Origin of the sequence: Anaeromassilibacillus sp. An250, from assembly GCF_002159845.1 — a bacterium.
Classification (GTDB): domain Bacteria; phylum Bacillota; class Clostridia; order Oscillospirales; family Acutalibacteraceae; genus Anaeromassilibacillus; species Anaeromassilibacillus stercoravium.
On the sequence record NZ_NFJK01000005.1, the window covers coordinates 1 to 17,876 of the forward strand.

Annotated in this window: 19 protein-coding genes; 14 read left to right on the plus strand and 5 right to left on the minus strand. The window is 52.4% G+C overall.

Features of this window, described 5'->3' with window-relative positions; translation table 11 throughout:
- Window positions 1–104 precede the first annotated feature (104 nt).
- Together nox and B5F54_RS05630 are read right to left on the minus strand one after the other, a co-directional pair.
- A complete protein-coding gene (gene nox, locus B5F54_RS05625) occupies window positions 105–1,439 on the minus strand; it encodes a H2O-forming NADH oxidase (protein WP_087231713.1) in 1,335 nt (444 codons plus the stop codon).
- Between the two features lie 47 nt (window positions 1,440–1,486).
- Window positions 1,487–1,939, minus strand: a complete 453-nt coding sequence (locus B5F54_RS05630; RefSeq protein ID WP_087231716.1) for a hypothetical protein — start codon at window positions 1,937–1,939, stop codon at window positions 1,487–1,489.
- 409 nt (window positions 1,940–2,348) lie between these two features.
- Here B5F54_RS05630 and B5F54_RS05635 point away from each other — a divergent pair, with 409 nt between their 5' ends.
- From B5F54_RS05635 to B5F54_RS05650, 4 genes are all read left to right on the plus strand, one after another.
- Window positions 2,349–2,993 (plus strand): polysaccharide deacetylase family protein, encoded by a 645-nt coding sequence (locus B5F54_RS05635; protein WP_172749592.1) that lies wholly within the window; start codon window positions 2,349–2,351, stop codon window positions 2,991–2,993.
- A gap of 47 nt (window positions 2,994–3,040) precedes the next feature.
- Window positions 3,041–3,277 carry a hypothetical protein gene (locus B5F54_RS05640; RefSeq protein ID WP_087231722.1) on the plus strand — a complete coding sequence of 79 codons (237 nt, stop codon included), beginning with the start codon at window positions 3,041–3,043 and terminating at the stop codon, window positions 3,275–3,277.
- 106 nt (window positions 3,278–3,383) lie between these two features.
- Window positions 3,384–3,926 carry a hypothetical protein gene (locus B5F54_RS05645; protein WP_087231724.1) on the plus strand — a complete coding sequence of 181 codons (543 nt, stop codon included), beginning with the start codon at window positions 3,384–3,386 and terminating at the stop codon, window positions 3,924–3,926.
- Between the two features lie 103 nt (window positions 3,927–4,029).
- A complete protein-coding gene (locus B5F54_RS05650; protein WP_054323039.1) occupies window positions 4,030–4,227 on the plus strand; it encodes an alpha/beta-type small acid-soluble spore protein in 198 nt (65 codons plus the stop codon).
- Window positions 4,228–4,311: 84 nt separating this feature from the next.
- On the opposite strand, the gene B5F54_RS05655 is transcribed toward B5F54_RS05650, so the two are convergent.
- Window positions 4,312–4,689, minus strand: coding sequence for a BofC C-terminal domain-containing protein (locus B5F54_RS05655; protein ID WP_087231727.1), 378 nt, complete (start codon window positions 4,687–4,689; stop codon window positions 4,312–4,314).
- Window positions 4,690–4,797: 108 nt separating this feature from the next.
- On the opposite strand from B5F54_RS05655, the gene B5F54_RS05660 reads away from it, so the two are divergent.
- The 5 genes from B5F54_RS05660 to pdaA all read left to right on the plus strand — a co-directional run bounded on the left by B5F54_RS05660 (window position 4,798) and on the right by pdaA (window position 12,211).
- Window positions 4,798–7,167 carry a PBP1A family penicillin-binding protein gene (locus tag B5F54_RS05660; protein WP_172749593.1) on the plus strand — a complete coding sequence of 790 codons (2,370 nt, stop codon included), beginning with the start codon at window positions 4,798–4,800 and terminating at the stop codon, window positions 7,165–7,167.
- Window positions 7,168–7,505: 338 nt separating this feature from the next.
- Complete coding sequence (locus B5F54_RS05665; protein WP_087231733.1) at window positions 7,506–8,750, plus strand: homoserine dehydrogenase; 1,245 nt, start codon at window positions 7,506–7,508, stop codon at window positions 8,748–8,750.
- 32 nt (window positions 8,751–8,782) lie between these two features.
- Window positions 8,783–9,679: a homoserine kinase gene (gene thrB, locus B5F54_RS05670; RefSeq protein ID WP_087231735.1), complete on the plus strand. Its 897-nt coding sequence runs from the start codon at window positions 8,783–8,785 to the stop codon at window positions 9,677–9,679.
- Between the two features lie 135 nt (window positions 9,680–9,814).
- Window positions 9,815–11,035 carry an aspartate kinase gene (locus tag B5F54_RS05675; RefSeq protein ID WP_087231738.1) on the plus strand — a complete coding sequence of 407 codons (1,221 nt, stop codon included), beginning with the start codon at window positions 9,815–9,817 and terminating at the stop codon, window positions 11,033–11,035.
- A 369-nt stretch (window positions 11,036–11,404) separates the two neighbouring features.
- On the plus strand, window positions 11,405–12,211 hold the full coding sequence (pdaA, locus tag B5F54_RS05680; protein WP_087232261.1) for a delta-lactam-biosynthetic de-N-acetylase: 807 nt from the start codon (window positions 11,405–11,407) through the stop codon (window positions 12,209–12,211).
- A gap of 132 nt (window positions 12,212–12,343) precedes the next feature.
- Here the strand turns inward: pdaA and B5F54_RS05685 are convergent, their stop codons facing one another.
- On the minus strand, window positions 12,344–12,808 hold the full coding sequence (locus B5F54_RS05685; protein ID WP_087231739.1) for a divergent PAP2 family protein: 465 nt from the start codon (window positions 12,806–12,808) through the stop codon (window positions 12,344–12,346).
- Window positions 12,805–13,587 (minus strand): TVP38/TMEM64 family protein, encoded by a 783-nt coding sequence (locus tag B5F54_RS05690; RefSeq protein ID WP_087231742.1) that lies wholly within the window; start codon window positions 13,585–13,587, stop codon window positions 12,805–12,807. The genes B5F54_RS05685 and B5F54_RS05690 overlap by 4 nt, the downstream gene beginning before the upstream one ends.
- Window positions 13,588–13,725: 138 nt before the next feature.
- Between B5F54_RS05690 and B5F54_RS05695 the strand changes: the two genes are divergently transcribed.
- The 5 genes from B5F54_RS05695 to B5F54_RS05715 all read left to right on the plus strand — a co-directional run bounded on the left by B5F54_RS05695 (window position 13,726) and on the right by B5F54_RS05715 (window position 17,807).
- Window positions 13,726–14,658: a TIGR01212 family radical SAM protein gene (locus B5F54_RS05695; RefSeq protein ID WP_087231744.1), complete on the plus strand. Its 933-nt coding sequence runs from the start codon at window positions 13,726–13,728 to the stop codon at window positions 14,656–14,658.
- A gap of 112 nt (window positions 14,659–14,770) precedes the next feature.
- Complete coding sequence (locus B5F54_RS05700; protein WP_087231747.1) at window positions 14,771–14,986, plus strand: DUF1653 domain-containing protein; 216 nt, start codon at window positions 14,771–14,773, stop codon at window positions 14,984–14,986.
- A gap of 10 nt (window positions 14,987–14,996) precedes the next feature.
- Window positions 14,997–16,055, plus strand: coding sequence for an alcohol dehydrogenase (locus tag B5F54_RS05705; RefSeq protein ID WP_087231750.1), 1,059 nt, complete (start codon window positions 14,997–14,999; stop codon window positions 16,053–16,055).
- A gap of 16 nt (window positions 16,056–16,071) precedes the next feature.
- Window positions 16,072–16,629 carry a hydrolase gene (locus B5F54_RS05710; protein ID WP_087231753.1) on the plus strand — a complete coding sequence of 186 codons (558 nt, stop codon included), beginning with the start codon at window positions 16,072–16,074 and terminating at the stop codon, window positions 16,627–16,629.
- Window positions 16,630–16,643: 14 nt separating this feature from the next.
- Window positions 16,644–17,807 (plus strand): alanyl-tRNA editing protein, encoded by a 1,164-nt coding sequence (locus B5F54_RS05715; RefSeq protein ID WP_242969643.1) that lies wholly within the window; start codon window positions 16,644–16,646, stop codon window positions 17,805–17,807.
- The last annotated feature ends 69 nt before the right edge of the window (window positions 17,808–17,876 follow it).

Below are 17,876 nucleotides of genomic sequence, written 5' to 3' on the forward strand. Positions count from 1 at the left end.
TCACAGACAACAAGCCCTTTCGGTTGCTTGAGCAATTTCTTCAAAAATATTGTCTAACTTTTCGGGGTCACTTCATTTCAGGAAAGAATCCGGATTTTATCCGTTTATTCTGCGTTTAATGCAGCCATAGTAATATAGTTGTACGGTTGGTTAAAATGCGGCAGGAAGAAGAGATCCAGGAGCTTCAGGCGGTCGATGGTGACCTTCTCCTGAATGGCCAGGGAGAAGAGGTGAATCCCCATGGAAATGTCATAGCGGGAGGCCATCTGCGCGCCGACGATCACGCGGTTATCCCGACGGTAAACAATCCGGATCTTCACCTTTTCATTATGGTTCATAAAGCGTGGCTTTTGGTAGTCCTCGAAATCGGCGGCGCACACATCCAACCCATACCGCCGCGCTTTTTCGAGGGAGAGGCCGGTGGAAACCATATTGAATCCCCAGATGCTGATTCCGTTCGATCCCTGGACGCCTTCCGTCTCGATTTGACCGCCGCAGGCGTTTACTGCGGCAACGATGCCGGAGCGCACCGCATTGCTGGCGAGTGCGATGTAATTCACGTCTCCGGTTGAATTGTCATAGACGGTCGCGCAGTCGCCAATGGCGTAGACGTCCGGCAAATTGGTGCGCTGCTGCCGGTTGACCCGATATGCGCCGTTGCGGAAACGCTCCAGCCGCTCCCCGCCGAGCTTCGAATTGGGACGGAATCCAACGGCCAGCACCGCCATGTCCGCGTCGTATTCGTTTTGATCTGTTAGGATTTTTTCTACACGGTTTGTGCCTTCTATCCGTGTGACGCTTTCGCCAAAGGCCAACTGGACGCCATTTTTTTCCAGCACTTCGGACATCAAGTTTGTGAAATCGCTGTCATAGTATCCGGACAGGCAGGTGGGCGCACAGTCGATCAAGACAACCTCTTTGCCATTGCGCTTAAATGCCTCCGCCAGCTCCACACCGATGTATCCGGCCCCAATGACGGCGACCTTCTGTATTTGATCGGTGTGGAGTTTTTGGATGACCTCGTCCGCATCCTGGTACCGTTTGACCAATTGGACGTTTTCCAAGTCTTTGCCGGGAATATCCGGGATGATTGGTTGGGAACCGGTTGCCAAAATCAATTTTTCATATGGTTCTTCATAGCGGGCGTGGTCGTAACCCTCCGCATAGACAATCTTACGGTCAAAATCGATTTTTGTCACCGTGGTCAGCATGTGCACAAGAGCGCCTTTTTGTTGTAGAAGCTTTTGTGAGGAATAGAACAACCCTTCCGGCCCGGAGATTTGGCCGCCGATCCAGAGCGCCATGCCGCACCCCAAAAAACTGATGTTGGAATTGGCGTCGAAAACCACCACCTGATGTTGGTCAGGGGCTGTATCCAAGATGGTGTTGACCGCGGCGGTTCCGGCGTGATTGGCGCCGATTACAACAATTTTACTCATGACAGAATCCCTACTTTCCTGTTTATCCTCCTGTATACAGGGGAATCTCACCGTTTAGTATGTGCGGGATTTTCGGGATCATCCCTGCGCCACAGAGAACTCTCGGCGCGATCCTGTGCGATCAAAAGCCCAAAGCGGATCATTCCCGCGATCAGTACCAAAAGATTGGCAGTGTGGTTGAGAGATGAGGTGTGGATTTGTTTGGGATTGCCCTGCTGCTTTGCTTGACAAACGGTTTTCCCAGAGAGGCCCACATAAAAGGTAAGGGCAAGCAGGATCAGAATGCTGGAAAAGGTCTGGATGGGGAGCGTCTCCGGCAGGCACTTGCACAGAGCCGGATCCGTCGCCGTGCACACCAGTTTTTGTTTCATGAGGCTTACCGAATAATAGGATAGCAGAATGGCACAGACGGTGACCATGATAAACCACTGTGATCGGGTGAGAACCTGCAACTGCCGGGTTACATCGGCGGGCAGGGACTGAATTCCTTTCTCGGACATCGCATTTCACCTCCATTTTTGATAAAATAAGAGAGGTCTTTCTCAGTTTATGCGAAGCCCGAGAAAGCGGCCGCATATTCCACAATGCCCTTGCATATCCATTTTGCAGACATGTGCATGGTAAGGCATGGAACTTTTCCCTTTTGCACATGGATGGACAGCGGTAAGAAGGGTGGCGTGGTTATGCAGGAAAGATCGGGGAAACCGGTCTCCAAGAAGGAGCAGGGTAGGCAGATATTTGTACGGCGTACCGAACAGGCCATGAAGCGTTTCTTTCAGAAGAAAGGACAAACTGCTCCTCCGGCACAACGGTAGGCGTTCGCTCCGGCTATGTACGGAAATGGTATTGTTCTGGTTTCCACGCAAGCGGCTGCTTTCCTTATTATGTGGTGTATTAGCGATCTTCGTTGTGTTTTATTTGACTATATACCAGATCGCCCCCATCATGGCCGATGCACAGAAGATACAGGAACCCGTCTGCCGTGTGGATACGGCGGAAAAGCAGGTTGCCCTGTCCTTTGACGTGGAGTGGATGGACGTACAGACCGGGGAATTGCTCCGCATTCTCAAGAAGTACCGGGCCAAAGCGACCTTTTTTGTCGTGGGGCGCTGGGCGGAAACGCACCGCGAATCCGTCCTTCAGATTGCCATGGCGGATTGTGAACTGGGAAGCCATTCCATGGCCCATTCGAATATGCAGAAGCTTACTCCGGAAGAGCAAGCGGAGGACTTGCAGGCATGCAATCGCGTCTTGGAGCAGATCACCGGAAAAAAGCCCGGGCTTTTTCGCGCGCCCTATGGGGCATATAGCCCGGAGCTCCTTTCCGCTGCACGTGGGGAGGGGATGCTTTCCATCCAATGGGACATCGATTCCTTGGACTGGAAAAATCTTCCTCCCGAGCAGATCTGCAATCAGATCGTGGAGCAGATTCGTCCGGGTTCCATCGTGCGGTTTCAGAGCAGCGCGCTTAATACACCCACTGCTTTGGAAAGCCTATTGGAGATTCTTCAAAATGAGGGATATACATTTGTAACCGTCTCGGAGCTATTTTAGCGCTTCAATATTTCAATATTATATAGAAAACATGGGAGGCAGGAAAGATGGCACGGATTACCCATATTCGCAAATGCAGCCGGCCGATCCGTGTGGAAAGCCGCACGGTGATGGACATCAACACGAACGATGCGTATTTTTCCATGTGGGTTCATGCAGCTGGGCAGGAAATGGGAATGGATTTGCGCCCTCTCAGCATCCAGTTGGACCGGGAGATGGCGCAGCAGCTGCACGATTATCTGGAGGACTTTCTCTCCAAAGGGCATTGGAAAGAGAACCCATAATTTTGTTCGTCTTTTTACATAATATCCAGAGGAATGGTACATACTGCACTTGTGTCGTCCCGGTTTCAGAATGTTCGGCTTCGGCCGGTTTGGAGCGTGCAAGTGAATGACCGATATTCTTCTCTGTGGGAAAAGCAACGACCAGTCCATTGTGAAAGCACTTTTGCCAGCCCTAGCAAGATATGGGGGCGTGCGGTATATCCATCCGGAACTTCTCCGAAAGGTCGGCAATGGCGAGGCGCGCTTTTTGGTCTGCGACTGTGAGCGAATCCCAAAGGTGGAAGGAAGCAGCGGGATTTTATTTTTAAAAAACAGTTTTGATTCGGACATGCCAATTGCCATCCCGGACGGATTCCTTTGTGCATTTGAACCACAAAACCAGCGTGCGGCAGCATTATTGCGTGCTGCAGGGGCGGCGGCTGTGACCTGTGGGATGTGCGCCAAAGAAACGCTTTCTATCTCTAGCCTCGATTATGGCGCGGCGGCACTTAGCCTGCAACGAAGCATCACAACGGTCAGCGGCGACGTGGTAGAGCCGCGGGATATCACAGTGGAACTCCATTCGGCAGTCAGTCCCCGCCAGATGCTTGCGGTATGTATGGTGCTGTTGATGGCGGGCGTGGATTCCTCCTATGGATACGTCATTTAAAAACCCTACAAAAATTGACAATCATAAAACAACGCATGGTACGCAAAATAGGAAGGCAAACGCAAAACAAATTCAAAAACAAAAATTTAAGGAGTGTTTTATGATGTCTAGATCGAATAATAAGAATGTTGTTCCGGAAGCTCGTGCGGCTCTCGATAAGTTTAAGATGGAAGCTGCTGCAGAGGTCGGTGTGAACCTGAAGCAGGGTTACAATGGCGATTTGACTTCCCGTGAGGCTGGTTCTGTCGGCGGCCAGATGGTCAAGACGATGATCCAGCGTTATGAGGAAAACATGAAATAAAACCTTCCCCATTTGAAAAACGCCACGCCAGCAGGTGTGGCGTTTTTGTGTGTTAAGAGAAAGGGGGACCGCTGAAATCTGGCGCTAACTTTCGTAGTCCTCAATCAAGCGGTTGAGGTGTTCCCGATCCGTTACGCGGATGCCTTCCTCCAAAAGAACCTGGTCGGCCTCGGGGAGAAGGCCGACATCTACATCCAATTCCTCAAAGGGGACTTCGCTGTCATTCAGGAAGATGCCGATGCGCCCTTCGTATGTGCGCACAGTATACACAGTGACATGGCTTGCCATGGCGTACGCACCGCTGCTTTCTTGACTTGACAATGTCTCAGGGGTATAATACAGTATATTTGAGCTGGATTCTTCTGCCGTTTCTGGAAGGAACCACCGTTGTGGATAGCCCATCAGCAGCAGGGCGAGGACCAGGACGTCCAGGCAGGCCAGCACGATCATCAGTTTTTTCACAGATCATCACCTCATGGGTATTATTTGGAAAATTCGGTAAAATATACAGGACCCCCGCACTTTCTGATTGTGCGCGGGATGTCCGGAGAGTGTGAAAGGAGGCGCAATATGCGAAAAACCGACATCAGCAAGTTCAGCAATACCGGCCCCGTGCAGGACAACAGCGCGTCCGATACCGCACGGTCGATCGGGAAAATTCTGGCAAAAGCGCTGCTTACGCTGCTGGCAATTTTGATGATCACAGGAACCATCGTGGGGGCGTTTTTGGTCTCCTTCATTTGGAGTATGAAGGATGAAACGATGGCCTATGACCTCAATAAGCTCAAGCTCAACTACACAAGCTTCATCTATGTTTACGATGAAAACGGGAACCCGGTGGAGTATCAGAGCCTCTACAGCAATGAAAACCGCGTCTGGGTAGACTACAGCCAGATCCCCCAGGCAATGAAGGATGCCATTGTCGCCATCGAGGACAAGCGCTTTTGGGAACACAATGGCGTGGATTGGCGGCGCACGCTGGGCGCTGTGACGCAGCTTTTTTCAGAGGGCAGCAGCTACGGCGGCTCTACCATTACCCAACAGCTCATTAAGAATGTGACAGGCGATAAGGACGTCAGCCTGACCCGCAAAGTGAAGGAAATCTTCCGCGCGTTGAATCTGAACAAAGAGTACAGCCGGGAACAGATTCTGGAGGCATACCTCAATGTGGTCAATTTTGGCAGTGGCACCAATGGGGTACAGGCGGCGGCGAACCTCTATTTTGGTAAGGACATCCAGGATTGCGATATCGCAGAATGCGCTGCAATTGCTGGAATTACCCAGAATCCGTCGCGGTATACGCCCCTGGTACACCCGGAAAACAACATGGAACGCCAGCAGGTCGTTTTAGGGGAAATGTATGACCAGGGAAAGATCACCAAGGCGGAGTATGACGAGGCGATGGAGAAGTCCCGCCACATGACGTTTGTCGGCAAAAAGCAGGAGAGCGGCGGTGGCAGCACAGAGATCTGGAACTGGTACGTGGAGACCATGTTTGAGGATGTCAAAGAGGACCTGATGGAGCTGTACAGCTGCACCAGTGCGAAGGCGGAGGACATGATTTACCACGACGGTTTGAAAATTTACTGCGCAATGGATCAGGAAATGCAGAGCATTGCAGAATCCTTTGTAAACAACACGGAAAACCTGCCGCAAAACCAGGAGATCGACCTAGGTTATATTGCGATGGATTACGATGGGCGTGTACTGGCGGTGGTCGGTGCGCGCGAAAAGACGCGGAACCGTCCGTTGAATCTGGCGACCGATGCACAGCGGCAGCCTGGTTCCACGATTAAGCCGATCGGCGTTTATGCGCCCGCGATCGAACTGGGGGCCATCAATTATTCAACGATCGTAGAAGATGCGCCATTGGAAAATTGGAACGGTGATAAGCCGGGTCCCAACAACTTTGACAACCGGTATTTAGGAAATATGACGGTGGAATTTGCGCTGGAGAACTCCAGAAACGCACCGGCGGCGCGTATCTGTAAGGAGATTACGCCAGAAGTTGGGTATACGTTCCTAAAGGATAAGCTCCATTTCACGAGCCTACAACCAGCGGATAACAACATCGCGCCGATCGCCATAGGCGGAATGAGCGAAGGCGTCACCGTGCGTGAGATGACGGCGGCGTTCCAGATTTTTGCGAACGGCGGGAAGTTTACAGAACCGTATACGTACTATTATGTAGAAGACCATGATGGAAACGTGATTCTGGACAACCGGAACAAGGAGCCTGTACAGGCGATTTCTTCCACAACATCGTCGATTATGCATCACTTGCTGAACCGCGTAATCACCGGTTCGCAGGGCAGCGGCCGCCGGGCGGCGATCTCCGGTTGGGAAGTGTTTGGTAAAACCGGCACGACAAACGACCAGAAGGATAGCTGGTTCATCGGCGGTACGCCCTATGCCCTTGCGGGCATCTGGACGGGGTATCGCGATACGCCGACAGCGATGAACAACACGGAAACCAAGTATGCCATCTCCATTTGGCAGGGAATCATGTCGCAGTACTTGGAGAATAAAGAGCCACTGGAATTTACCTATGACGAAAATGTTGTTTCGGCGACGTTCTGCCAGCAGAGCGGCAAACTGGCGACGGGGAGCTGTCCCAGAACGGGGACCGGTTGGTACAAAAAAGACGAAATGCCAGAAAGATGTGATATGGAACATCCTGTTGAAGGGGATGAGACCTCGTCGGCCGGGGACGAAGGTGAGACGCCGGAGGGAACAACGCCGACAGATCCCGCAACCTCCTCGCAGGTGACAGAACCATCAACGGATTCCAGTCTGCCGGAGGAAACAGAACCCGTGCCGGAAGCCCCCTCGCAGCCTGCCCAGGTTCCGTCCCAGGAACCGGAAGAGAATATGGACAATAATGTTGTGGTGACGCCCGGGGACGACACTTTACCGCCGGGAATTGTGCCTGTGGGCTGATGGAATGTTTGAGAAATCTGTGGGGATGCGGAAACGTATCCCCATTTTTCGTTTTATTTTTGACAACAATTTTATAAATTACTCTGTTAAAGCAAAGATTGTTGTGTTTTTTGATATTGAATGTCCGTTTAAAAAATGGTAAACTGTAAACATGTTTCTGTGCTCTTGGAGCGGGGAATCTGTTTTTGTATGTTTGCAGAACATCCCTTGAGGATAGCAAATGCCGGTGGCCTTTTTGAAGGGCGGTCGGGGAAAGAGCAGTAAAAATTTGCCCATTTACAAGTTGGTAAAGTTGGGCGAGAGTGACGAACATAGAGAATAGGGAGTGCTGGTGAAAAATGGTTCAGATAGCAGTTATGGGCTACGGTGTAGTCGGTTCCGGCGTGGTAGAGGTCCTTACGACGCATACGGAACACATTGCAAAGCGTGCAAAAGAAGAGATTGGGATCAAATATATTCTGGATTTACGGGAATTTCCGGACAGCCCCTTTGCGGATAAATTCACCAAATCGTTTGACGATATCGTAAACGATCCGGAAGTCCGCGTGGTAGTGGAAGTGATGGGCGGCTTGCATCCGGCGTTTGAATATTCGATGCGCTGCATGGAAGCCGGCAAGAGCGTTGTGACGTCCAACAAGGAGCTGGTGGCAACGAAGGGCGCGGAGCTTTTGAAGGTAGCGCAGGAAAAGAACGTGAACTTCCTCTTTGAGGCCAGTGTGGGCGGCGGCATCCCGATCATCCGCCCGATCAGCCAGTGCCTGGCAGCCAACGACGTTATTGAAATCGCGGGTATTTTGAACGGTACGACGAATTTCATTTTGACCAAGATGATCCATGATTCAATGGATTTCCAGGATGCATTGGCTTTGGCGCAGAAGCTGGGCTACGCGGAGCGCAATCCCGCTGCGGATGTCGAGGGCGCCGATGCGTGCCGGAAGATTTGTATTTTGGCTTCTCTGGCGTTCGGACGCCATGTGTATCCGGAGCAAGTCCACACGGAGGGCATTACCAATATTTCGCTCGCCGATGTCGAGTATGCTGAGCAGTGGGGCGGCGTGGTAAAGTTGATTGGCCGTGTGAAGCAGATGGAGAGCGGAAAGCTTCAGATTATTGTATGCCCGATGTTCATTCCGCGCGAAAGCCAGCTTGCCAATGTGGACGACGTATTTAACGGTATCATGGTACGCGGGGACTCCACCGGCGACGTGGTGTTCTACGGAAAGGGCGCTGGAAAGCTGCCTACGGCCAGCGCAGTTGTGGCCGACGTGATCGATTGCGTCAAACACTTTAAGGCGAGAAAGTACCTCTTCTGGGGAGAAGGAAGCCCGGATTATGTGGAGGATTATCTCGACGACAAGGTAAGCATGTACGTGCGCGCACATACGGACAACGAGGCACTTGCCCTTGGCAATGCCAACCATCTCTTGGGGAAGATCAACCATTTGACGCGCAAGAATGCACCTGCTGGCGAAATTGCCTTTGTCACGGAAACCATGCCGGAGCGTGCCATTGTGGAGAAATTGAAGAAGCTTTCCGAGCTGGGCGTGGCCATCGAGAATACCATCCGCATCGGAGAACTGTAAATGACATATAGAATATAGGAGAGTCGTAGAGCATGATAAGAATACAGATTCCGGCAACCAGCGCCAACTTGGGCTCTGGCTTTGATTCCCTTGGGATCGCACTGACGATGTACAATCAGGTCTGGATGGAGGAGTCCGATACCCTGGATATTTCCTCCAAAGATGACGTAAAGATCCCCACGGATGAGAACAACCTCATCTTTTGGGCGGCGAGGCAGGTCTATGAGAAATGTGGGCGCAAGCTTCCCGGCCTGAAATTGATTCAACAAAACGACATCCCCATGGCGCGCGGCCTGGGGAGCAGCTCCGCCTGCATTGTGGCAGGTATTTTAGGAGCGAACCGCCTGCTGGGAAGTCCCCTCAGCACCACAGAATTGATCAACCTGGCGGCGGAAATTGAAGGCCATCCGGACAACACGACCCCTGCCATTGAGGGAGGTCTGGTTGCTTCTGCCATTGAGGCGGGCCGCGTCTACAGCGTGAGCGTCCCGGTCTCCGAAAAGATTCGCTTTGCCCTGTTTATCCCGCCGTTTGAACTCAAAACGGAGAAGGCCCGTTCGGTGCTTCCGGAGACATACGCCCGTGCGGACGCCGTATATAACCTTTCGCGTTCCGCGTTGATGACGGCATCCTTGTTCTCCGGTAAATTGGAAAATTTGCGTGTGGCGGTGCAGGATAAGATCCATCAGCCGTATCGTTCCGGCTTGATCGACCATTTGGACAGCGTATTCCGCTTGAGCTATGAATTGGGTTCCCTTGGCACCTATGTCAGCGGCGCCGGCCCCACGATTATCTCCATGATTGATGTGGCGGATACGGACAATTTTGTCAAATATGCGGCCAGCCATCTGGAAGAAAAAGGGATCACCGGTTGGCAGATCCGTATTTTGAATGCGGATTCCAAAGGGGCGCAAATTTCAATCGAATAAAAGCTTTGTTCGGGAGAATCGTGTGCCTTTTTCCGGCTTCTCTCGAGGAAGCTCTTTGCTTTTGCTTTGAGACGTTATCCTGAACGGGATGGCGCTTCACGTACTTTTATTGATAGAGAGATGGAGGATAAACCAATGAGCCTTATCGTTCAAAAATTCGGCGGCACTTCCGTTGCAAACGCCGAACGCCTGTTCAATGTGGCCAACATCGTTACCCAAACATATAAGCAGGGCAATGACGTGGTCGTGGTGGTTTCTGCACAAGGCGATACTACGGACGACCTGATTGCCAAAGCAAATGAAATCAATCCCAATGCCTCGAAGCGTGAGATGGATATGCTGCTGACCTCTGGCGAACAGATCTCTGCTTCCCTGCTGGCGATGGCGATTGAGAAATTGGGCTTCCCGGTGGTTTCCCTGCTGGGATGGCAGGCCGGCTTTTATACCAGCTCCGCCTATGGGACGGCGCGGATTAAGCGCGTGACGCCGGACCGCATTAAAAAGGAAATTGACAAGAGAAATATCGTGGTCGTGACAGGATTCCAGGGGGTCAACCGCTACGACGATATGACGACCTTGGGACGCGGCGGTTCGGATACCAGTGCGGTGGCGATTGCGGCGGTCATGAATGCCGACCTCTGCCAGATTTACACCGATGTGGAAGGCGTATTCACAGCCGATCCGCGCAAAGTGAAGGGTGCGCGGAAGTTGAGCGTGATCTCTTACGACGAAATGCTGGAGCTTGCTTCTTTGGGCGCGCAGGTTTTGAACAATCGTTCCGTAGAGATGGCGAAGAAATACAATATTGAGCTTGAGGTACTTTCCAGCCTGACAAAGGCGAAGGGCACCATTGTGAAGGAGGCAACCAAAGTGGAAAAAATGATGATTAGCGGAATTGCAAAGGACGAGGATGTCGCACGTGTATCGATCATTGGCGTGCCGGACCGTCCGGGCCTTGCCTTTAAAATTTTCTCAAAGTTGGCCGCTAAGAATATCAATGTCGATATTATTTTGCAGTCCATCGGCAGAAACGGAACGAAGGACATCAGCTTCACCGTCAGCCATGACAATCTCAAGGAGACTATTGATCTGCTGAACCCCTATGTGGATCTGATCGGCGCCACCAGCGTGGTCTATGACGAAAATGTTGCCAAGGTTTCCGCGGTTGGCGCGGGGATGGAAACCCATCCGGGCATCGCCGCAGAGATGTTTGAGGCCCTCTATGAGGCAAATATCAACATCAAGATGATCTCTACCAGTGAAATCAAGATCTCCGTCCTGATCGACAGCAAGGATGCGGATAAAGCGGTTGCTGCGGTGCATGACAAATTCTTTGGAAACGCTCTGGATGCTTAATTGAGAAGCAGGTCTTTTACATATTCGGGATTTTAGGAATACGTTTTTCCTGAGACTTCTATGGGAGGTTGAGGGCAAAAGCAATGTATCTTCGGATGGATTGCATAGATATAAAGTGTCTTCTTATCGTTCGGATAGGAAGGCACTTTTTGATTTGGGTGGAAGGCCCTACTCGTTCTGGAGATTTTCAAAAGCAAGGGAGGCATGAACCCGGTAATTCGCGCATATCTATAAAATGACAGATATGGAAATAGGAATGACAGGCTTCCTATTGGGATGCGGCTTTTCCGTCCTCAATTGCCGCATCCCATTCCATTTGTGCGCCGGTTGTAAGGCGAATGATCGATTTCAAGAATGGCGGTGGAAGATATGGTCATTGTGCTTCGGAAAAAATGGATTCTGGCTGGGCTGCTCTGCCTGCTGCTCTTGGCAGCGGTGCCAGGGATTTTTCATCATGTTACAGATGCAAGCGTCGCGGCATCCGCCTCGGCGAATACCAACTGGGGATTGAGCTTTCAGGAGGAGGGGAAAACGCCGGTCGGCAATGCCTCTGCTGCATCTTTAAAGCAATACGACGCTTACTATGCAGGGGACCCTTCACAGAAAACGATTTACCTCACCTTTGATGCAGGATATGAAAACGGGTATACCCCGGCAATTTTGGATACCTTAAAAAAGCACAACGTGAAAGCCGCCTTTTTTGTGGTTGGAAATTATATTGAGACCAGCCCCGACCTGGTCAAACGGATGGTCGCAGAGGGGCACATTGTTGGAAACCATACGTACCATCATCCGGATATGTCGAAGATTTCTGCAATGGAAGATTTTAAGAAAGAAATAACCTCCTTAGAGGCGCTGTATAAAGAGACCACGGGTCAGGAGATGGAAAAATTCTATCGCCCACCCCAGGGGAAATACAGCGAAAGCAATTTGAAACAGGCCCAGGAACTGGGCTATAAGACCGTTTTCTGGAGCCTGGCCTATGTGGACTGGTATGTGGATCAGCAGCCAAGCAAAGAGGAGGCGTTCAGTAAATTGCTCCCACGCATCCATCCGGGAGCGGTCGTCCTGTTGCACAGCACTTCCAAGACAAACGCGGAGATTCTCGATGAACTCTTGTGCAAATGGGAAGCAGAAGGGTATACGTTTGGGACATTGCACGATTTGTGCGTTTAAAGCGACGCCCCCGCTTCGCTATGAAAGCGTCGCGGGGGCAGTTCGTCTTTTATAGCTAGGTGTACAGTAAGAGGCGATTATAAACAAAAAGACCGGGTACTGAAACAATTCCTTTTTCAGTGCCCGGTTCGTTTATGCGGAAAGCAATGCCACGCAGATGCCCAATAGCGCGCCGCATAACACTTCAAACGGCGTATGCCCTAAGGAAACTTCCAAGGTTCCAATGGATTCTTTGATTTCTGCCATTTTTCCCGTTTTGTCTGTTTCTCCCAGATATTCTGTGATCTGGTTGATCGCTTTTGCCTGTTCTCCCGCTGCGCGCCGCACGCCCATTGCATCGTATAGGACGACGGCGGCGAACGATAGGGCAAGCGCGGCGATGGGGGAGGCAAAGCCGACCTCCTGTACCGTAGCGATTGCCACAGAGCACCCCAACGCAGAATGAGCGCTGGGCATCCCACCCGATTCAGACAACCGTTTTAGGTTGATTTTCTTGTTTTGCAATAAGAATATGCCCGTTTTAATCAATTGGGAGAGCATCCAGGAAATAAACCCCACATTGATAATCCGGTTGCTGATCAGGAGCTGCCAATTCATTGATTTTCCCTCTTTCCAGCTGAATGTATAGTAATTTTCCGATAGATTAAAAGGCCAATTCCACTGATGGCCGCGGTAAGGATAAAGACGGCAATTGCAAAGGTATAGTTTTGCAAGCCGAGCGCCTCTCCGCCGATGGTGGAGGAAATGACGGACGGAATGCGGGCGATGCTCGAAAGGATCAAAAAGGTGCGCAATTTCATCGGGGTCAGTCCGATGAAATAGGTAAAGAGATCCTTCGGCGTACCGGGTATAAAAAATAATATAAAAATAAGGATATTTAACTTTTTTGTGTTCTGAAGAAATTTCAAGGACTGGATCTTTTCACGCGAAACGAAGGCCTCTACCATCCGGATGCCGAACTGTTTCGTCAAACCATAGATGATCACGGAACCCAACGCCGCGCCTACCAAACAGAGAAGCATGCCGGGGATTGCGCCAAAAGCATACCCAGCGCCGATTTCCACGGCTTCCCCGGGGATGATCGCAATTACAACCTGTAACACCATGATTCCGACCAGCGTAAGCGGGCCTAGAATCCCTTGCTGCTCCACCCATGCGCGAAAAGCCTTGCCGTCCGCCAAGAATTCAATCAGTTTTTGCCCGATTGTAGCGGCAAATACGATGGAAAAGATCACAAACCCAATGAGAGATATAAGGCTGACAATACGCCTGCGCCGCAGATACGCAGCATCTTCCGCCTGTTGGACAGGCTTTTCCGGCTTGTCCTTGGAATGGGAAAACGAAGTATTGCAACAAAGTGGTCCTTCTTTCGTCATATTGATACGCCCCTTGCACTTTTTGATTCTGCGTGCTATTCTACAAGTAAAATCTTACAAGTCTACCCACGAATTTCTTAAAGAAATCTTACATGTGGAGAGGTTGCAAAGATATTTTGAGTGCAAAGAGGGAAAGAAATGGAGCATCCATTTCCGTATGCGGATGACAATAAACGGTATCACACGCTCGCATATCACCTGAAAAAGCGATTCGGAAGGCGGGTTTTTAAAGCTTCGATCGACGCCGGTTTTACGTGTCCGAATTTAGACGGGACGCGGGGAACCGGCGGCTGTACCTATTGCCAGGGTGGAAGCGGTGCATTTGCACCAGGGCCGTCGCTCTCCGTTTCCGATCAGGTACGGCAGGAGCAGGCCCGTATCCATTTAAAATGGAAAGACGCCCCTGTGATTGCCTATTTTCAAGCGCACACCAACACCTATGCGCCGTTGGATACCCTGAAAAGGAAGTACGAGGAGGCGCTTTCGGTGGACGGCGTGTGCGGGCTGAGCATTGCAACGCGCGCGGATGCCCTTCCAAAAGAAACGGTCGCGTATCTCGCGCAGCTCTCCCAGCAGACTTACCTCACCGTTGAGCTTGGCCTACAGACCATCCACGACGGGACAGCGGAGAGGATCCACCGGGGGCACTCCTATGCAGAGTTCCTTCACGCCTACCAAATTCTAAAAGGCCATGGTATCCGCGTTTGTGTCCATCTGATCGACGGCCTTCCGGGGGAGACGCAATCCATGATGTTGGAGACAGCGCGTGCGGTCGGCCGATTGAGGCCGGACGCCGTAAAGCTGCATCTCTTGCACATCCTGCGCGGAACGCCTCTTGCAGAGGAATTCACCGCCGGGAAACTGGAGCCCATGACGCGGGAAGCCTACATTTGCACGGTCTGTTCCCAGCTGGAGCGTTTGCCACCGGAGACGGTGATCGAGCGCGTGACCGGGGACGGGCAGCGCGAAATGCTGCTGGCGCCCTTGTGGAGCCTGGATAAAATCGCCGTATTGGGCGGCATCGACCAGGAGATGGCGCGCCGTGATACAATCCAAGGGGTCCTTTTCTAAAGAAAAGGACTCCCCTCCAATATACGAGGGTTGGGAAAAAAAGTCAAGCAAATCGAGAGGAAAAGATGTAATTCAATGAAGAAAATGGAAAGTGAATGGGAGGGAGTGGACCATGGAACAAATTCGCCCGGGAAAATACCGCCATTTTAAGGGCGGCGAATATCGAGTGTTTTGTATGGCACGTCATTCTGAGACCGGCGAGGAAATGGTGGTCTATCAGGCGCTCTATGGGGAGCGGGGGATCTGGGTACGCCCGGCCTCCATGTGGAATGAAACCGTGGAGCGGGATGGAAAGACGTTTCAGCGATTTACTTATATAGGAGAATAGGAGGAGCATCATGCAAAAGACCATGTTGGCGGCAGTTTATCACGGGTTGGGCGACCTGCGTTTGGAGGAGCGCCCCGTCCCCGTGTTGAAAGAGCCGGGCGATGCAATAGTAAAAGTGACCCTTTCGACGATTTGCACCAGCGACCTGCACATCTTGAACGGAGCGGTCCCGCGGGCCGTACCGGGAACAGTGTTGGGGCATGAGTTTGTCGGAGAGATTGTCTCCGTTGGGGAAGGCGTAAAAAAGCGCAAGGTGGGCGAGCGTGTTGCGGCCAACTGCATCACCTTTTGCGGGGACTGTTGGTTTTGCCGCAAAGGGTTTATCAACAACTGTACGCATGGCGGCTGGGAACTCGGCTGCCGGATCGACGGCTGCCAAGCGGAATATGTCCGCGTGCCATATGCGGATACAGGGCTTACCCCAATCCCAGACCATGTGACCGACGACAATGCGTTGTTTTTGGGAGATATTCTATCCAGCGGGTATTTCGGCGCGGAGCTGGCGGAAATTCAGCCGGGGGATACGGTCGCCGTGATCGGCGCTGGACCGGTAGGGCTTTGTGCCGCCATGTGTGCGGGTTTGTTTGGCGCGGGGGATGTCATCCTATTGGATATTGACGCGCACAGGCTGGAGCTTGCAAAGCGGTTGGGGCTCGCTACATATACGATCAATCCTTCCGCAGAATCCGCAGAGGAGGCGGTGCGCGCTTTGACGCAGGGGCGCGGCGCGGACGCTGTGATCGAAGCGGCGGGCGGTGCGGATACCTTCCAGACGGCGTGGCAGATCGCCAGGCCGAATTCCGTCGTGGCCCTGGTCGCCATGTACGAGCAGGCGCAGCCGTTTCCGCTCCCAAACATGTATGGAAAAAATTTGATCTTTAAGACGGGCGGCGTGGACGCTGTCCATTGCGACCGGCTGATGAAGCTCATCGCGTGTGGAAAATTGAACACGGATTTCCTGATTACCCACCGCGCCCCACTGAACGATCTTATGGAAGGGTACCATGTGTTCGGCGGCAAACAGGAACATTGTTTGAAATGGGCGGTCACTCCGCCAGTAAACAAATAGAAAGGACGAAAAAACCATGATACCAACACTGGAACAGGCGCAAACGCTATTGGAACAATATAACCAGGATGCCTTCCATCTCCGGCACGGGAAAATTGTATCAGGGGTAATGGGATGGTTTGCAAAGGAGTTGGCCCCGGACGAAGTGGACTTTTGGAAAGTGGTCGGCCTGCTGCACGACCTCGATTTTGAGAAGTACCCGGAGCAGCATTGCATCAAAAGCCAGGAGATCATGCGGGAAAACGGCATCGATGAGCGCATCATCCGTGCAACAGCCAGCCATGCATATCCGGCGGTGGACATCCGGCCGGAGCACATCATGGAAAAGGTCCTCTACGCGACCGATGAGCTCACGGGGTTGATCGGCGCAGTGGCCTTGATGCGCCCTTCGAAGAGCGTTTCTGACCTGGAAGTGAAATCGGTCAAGAAGAAGTTTAAGACCCTCAATTTTGCCGCAGGCTGTTCGCGTGAAGTGATCCAAGCGGGCGCGGATATGCTCGGTTGGCCGCTGGAAGAGTTGATTCAAAAGACGATCTTGGCTATGCGCAGCCTGATGGACGAAATGGAAATCTGAGGAGGAAAACCGCAATGGAAACAATGCCGACGCAGCGGCTTTATTATGAGGACGCCTATTTACAGCAGTTTACGGCGGTTGTCACCAGCTGTGAAGCGCAAAAGGATGGCTATGTTGTCACGCTCGACCGGACCGCGTTTTATCCGGAAGGCGGCGGACAACCTGCGGACCACGGCACACTTGGCGATGCCAAGGTGTTGGATGTCCAAGAAAAGGATGGAAATTTGTTACATACTACGGACCGCCCGCTTGCGGTGGGAACGAATGTGGAAGGGACAATCGACTGGCCGCGGCGCTTTTTGTTTATGCAGCAGCATACCGGGGAGCATATCGTTTCCGGGATCACGCATCGCCTGTTCCATTTGGACAATGTGGGGTTCCACATGGGGGCGCAGGCCGTTACGGTCGATTTTAATGGGGAGCTCTCTGCGGAGCAGATGGCCCAGGTGGAACGTTTGGCCAACCAAGCAATTTACGAAAATCTGCCGGTCCTGGCGGAATGCCCGCCCAAAGAGAAGCTGGCGCAGATCGATTACCGCAGCAAAAAGGAGCTGACCGGGGAGGTCCGGATCGTGACGGTGCCCGGATACGATTGTTGCGCCTGCTGCGGCCTGCACACGGCGCACACCGGGGAGGTGGGCGCGATCAAAGTGCTTTCCGTGCAGCGCTATAAGGGCGGCGTCCGCGTGACGCTTCAATTCGGCAGTCGGGCGATTCAAGACTACGATGAAAAGCTCAAGAGCGTCACGGCGATTTCGGTCCTGCTCTCCGCAAAGCCGGAGGAAGTAGTTGATGCGGTCGAGCGCTTACTCGCTGAGCGGGACGGCCTGCGCCAACAGGTCTACCAGCTGCAACAGGAGATTTTTACGCAAAAAGCCGCGGCTGTACCGGAGGGGCAGGAGCGTGTTTGCTTCTTTGAAGAGGGATTGTCCCCGGACAGCCTGCGCCATTTTTGCCTGGCCCTTGCGGAGCGCGCTGGGCTGGCGGCGGTGTTCTCTGGAAGCGATGCAGAAGGCTGGAAATATGCCGTTGCAGGCCAGGAGGACGTCCGGCCGTTGGGAAAAGCGCTCAACCAGGCGTTTGCTGGCCGCGGCGGTGGAAAGGCCGCGCTGGTCCAAGGGTCGGTGCAGGGGACGCGCGAGGCGATCGAATCGTTTGTTTTGCATACGGCGATTTGACCAATAGAAAGAACAGAATGATAAAGTGTTTGGGTTGTGCCCTCGGAGGGATTTTCCTTCCGAGGGCCT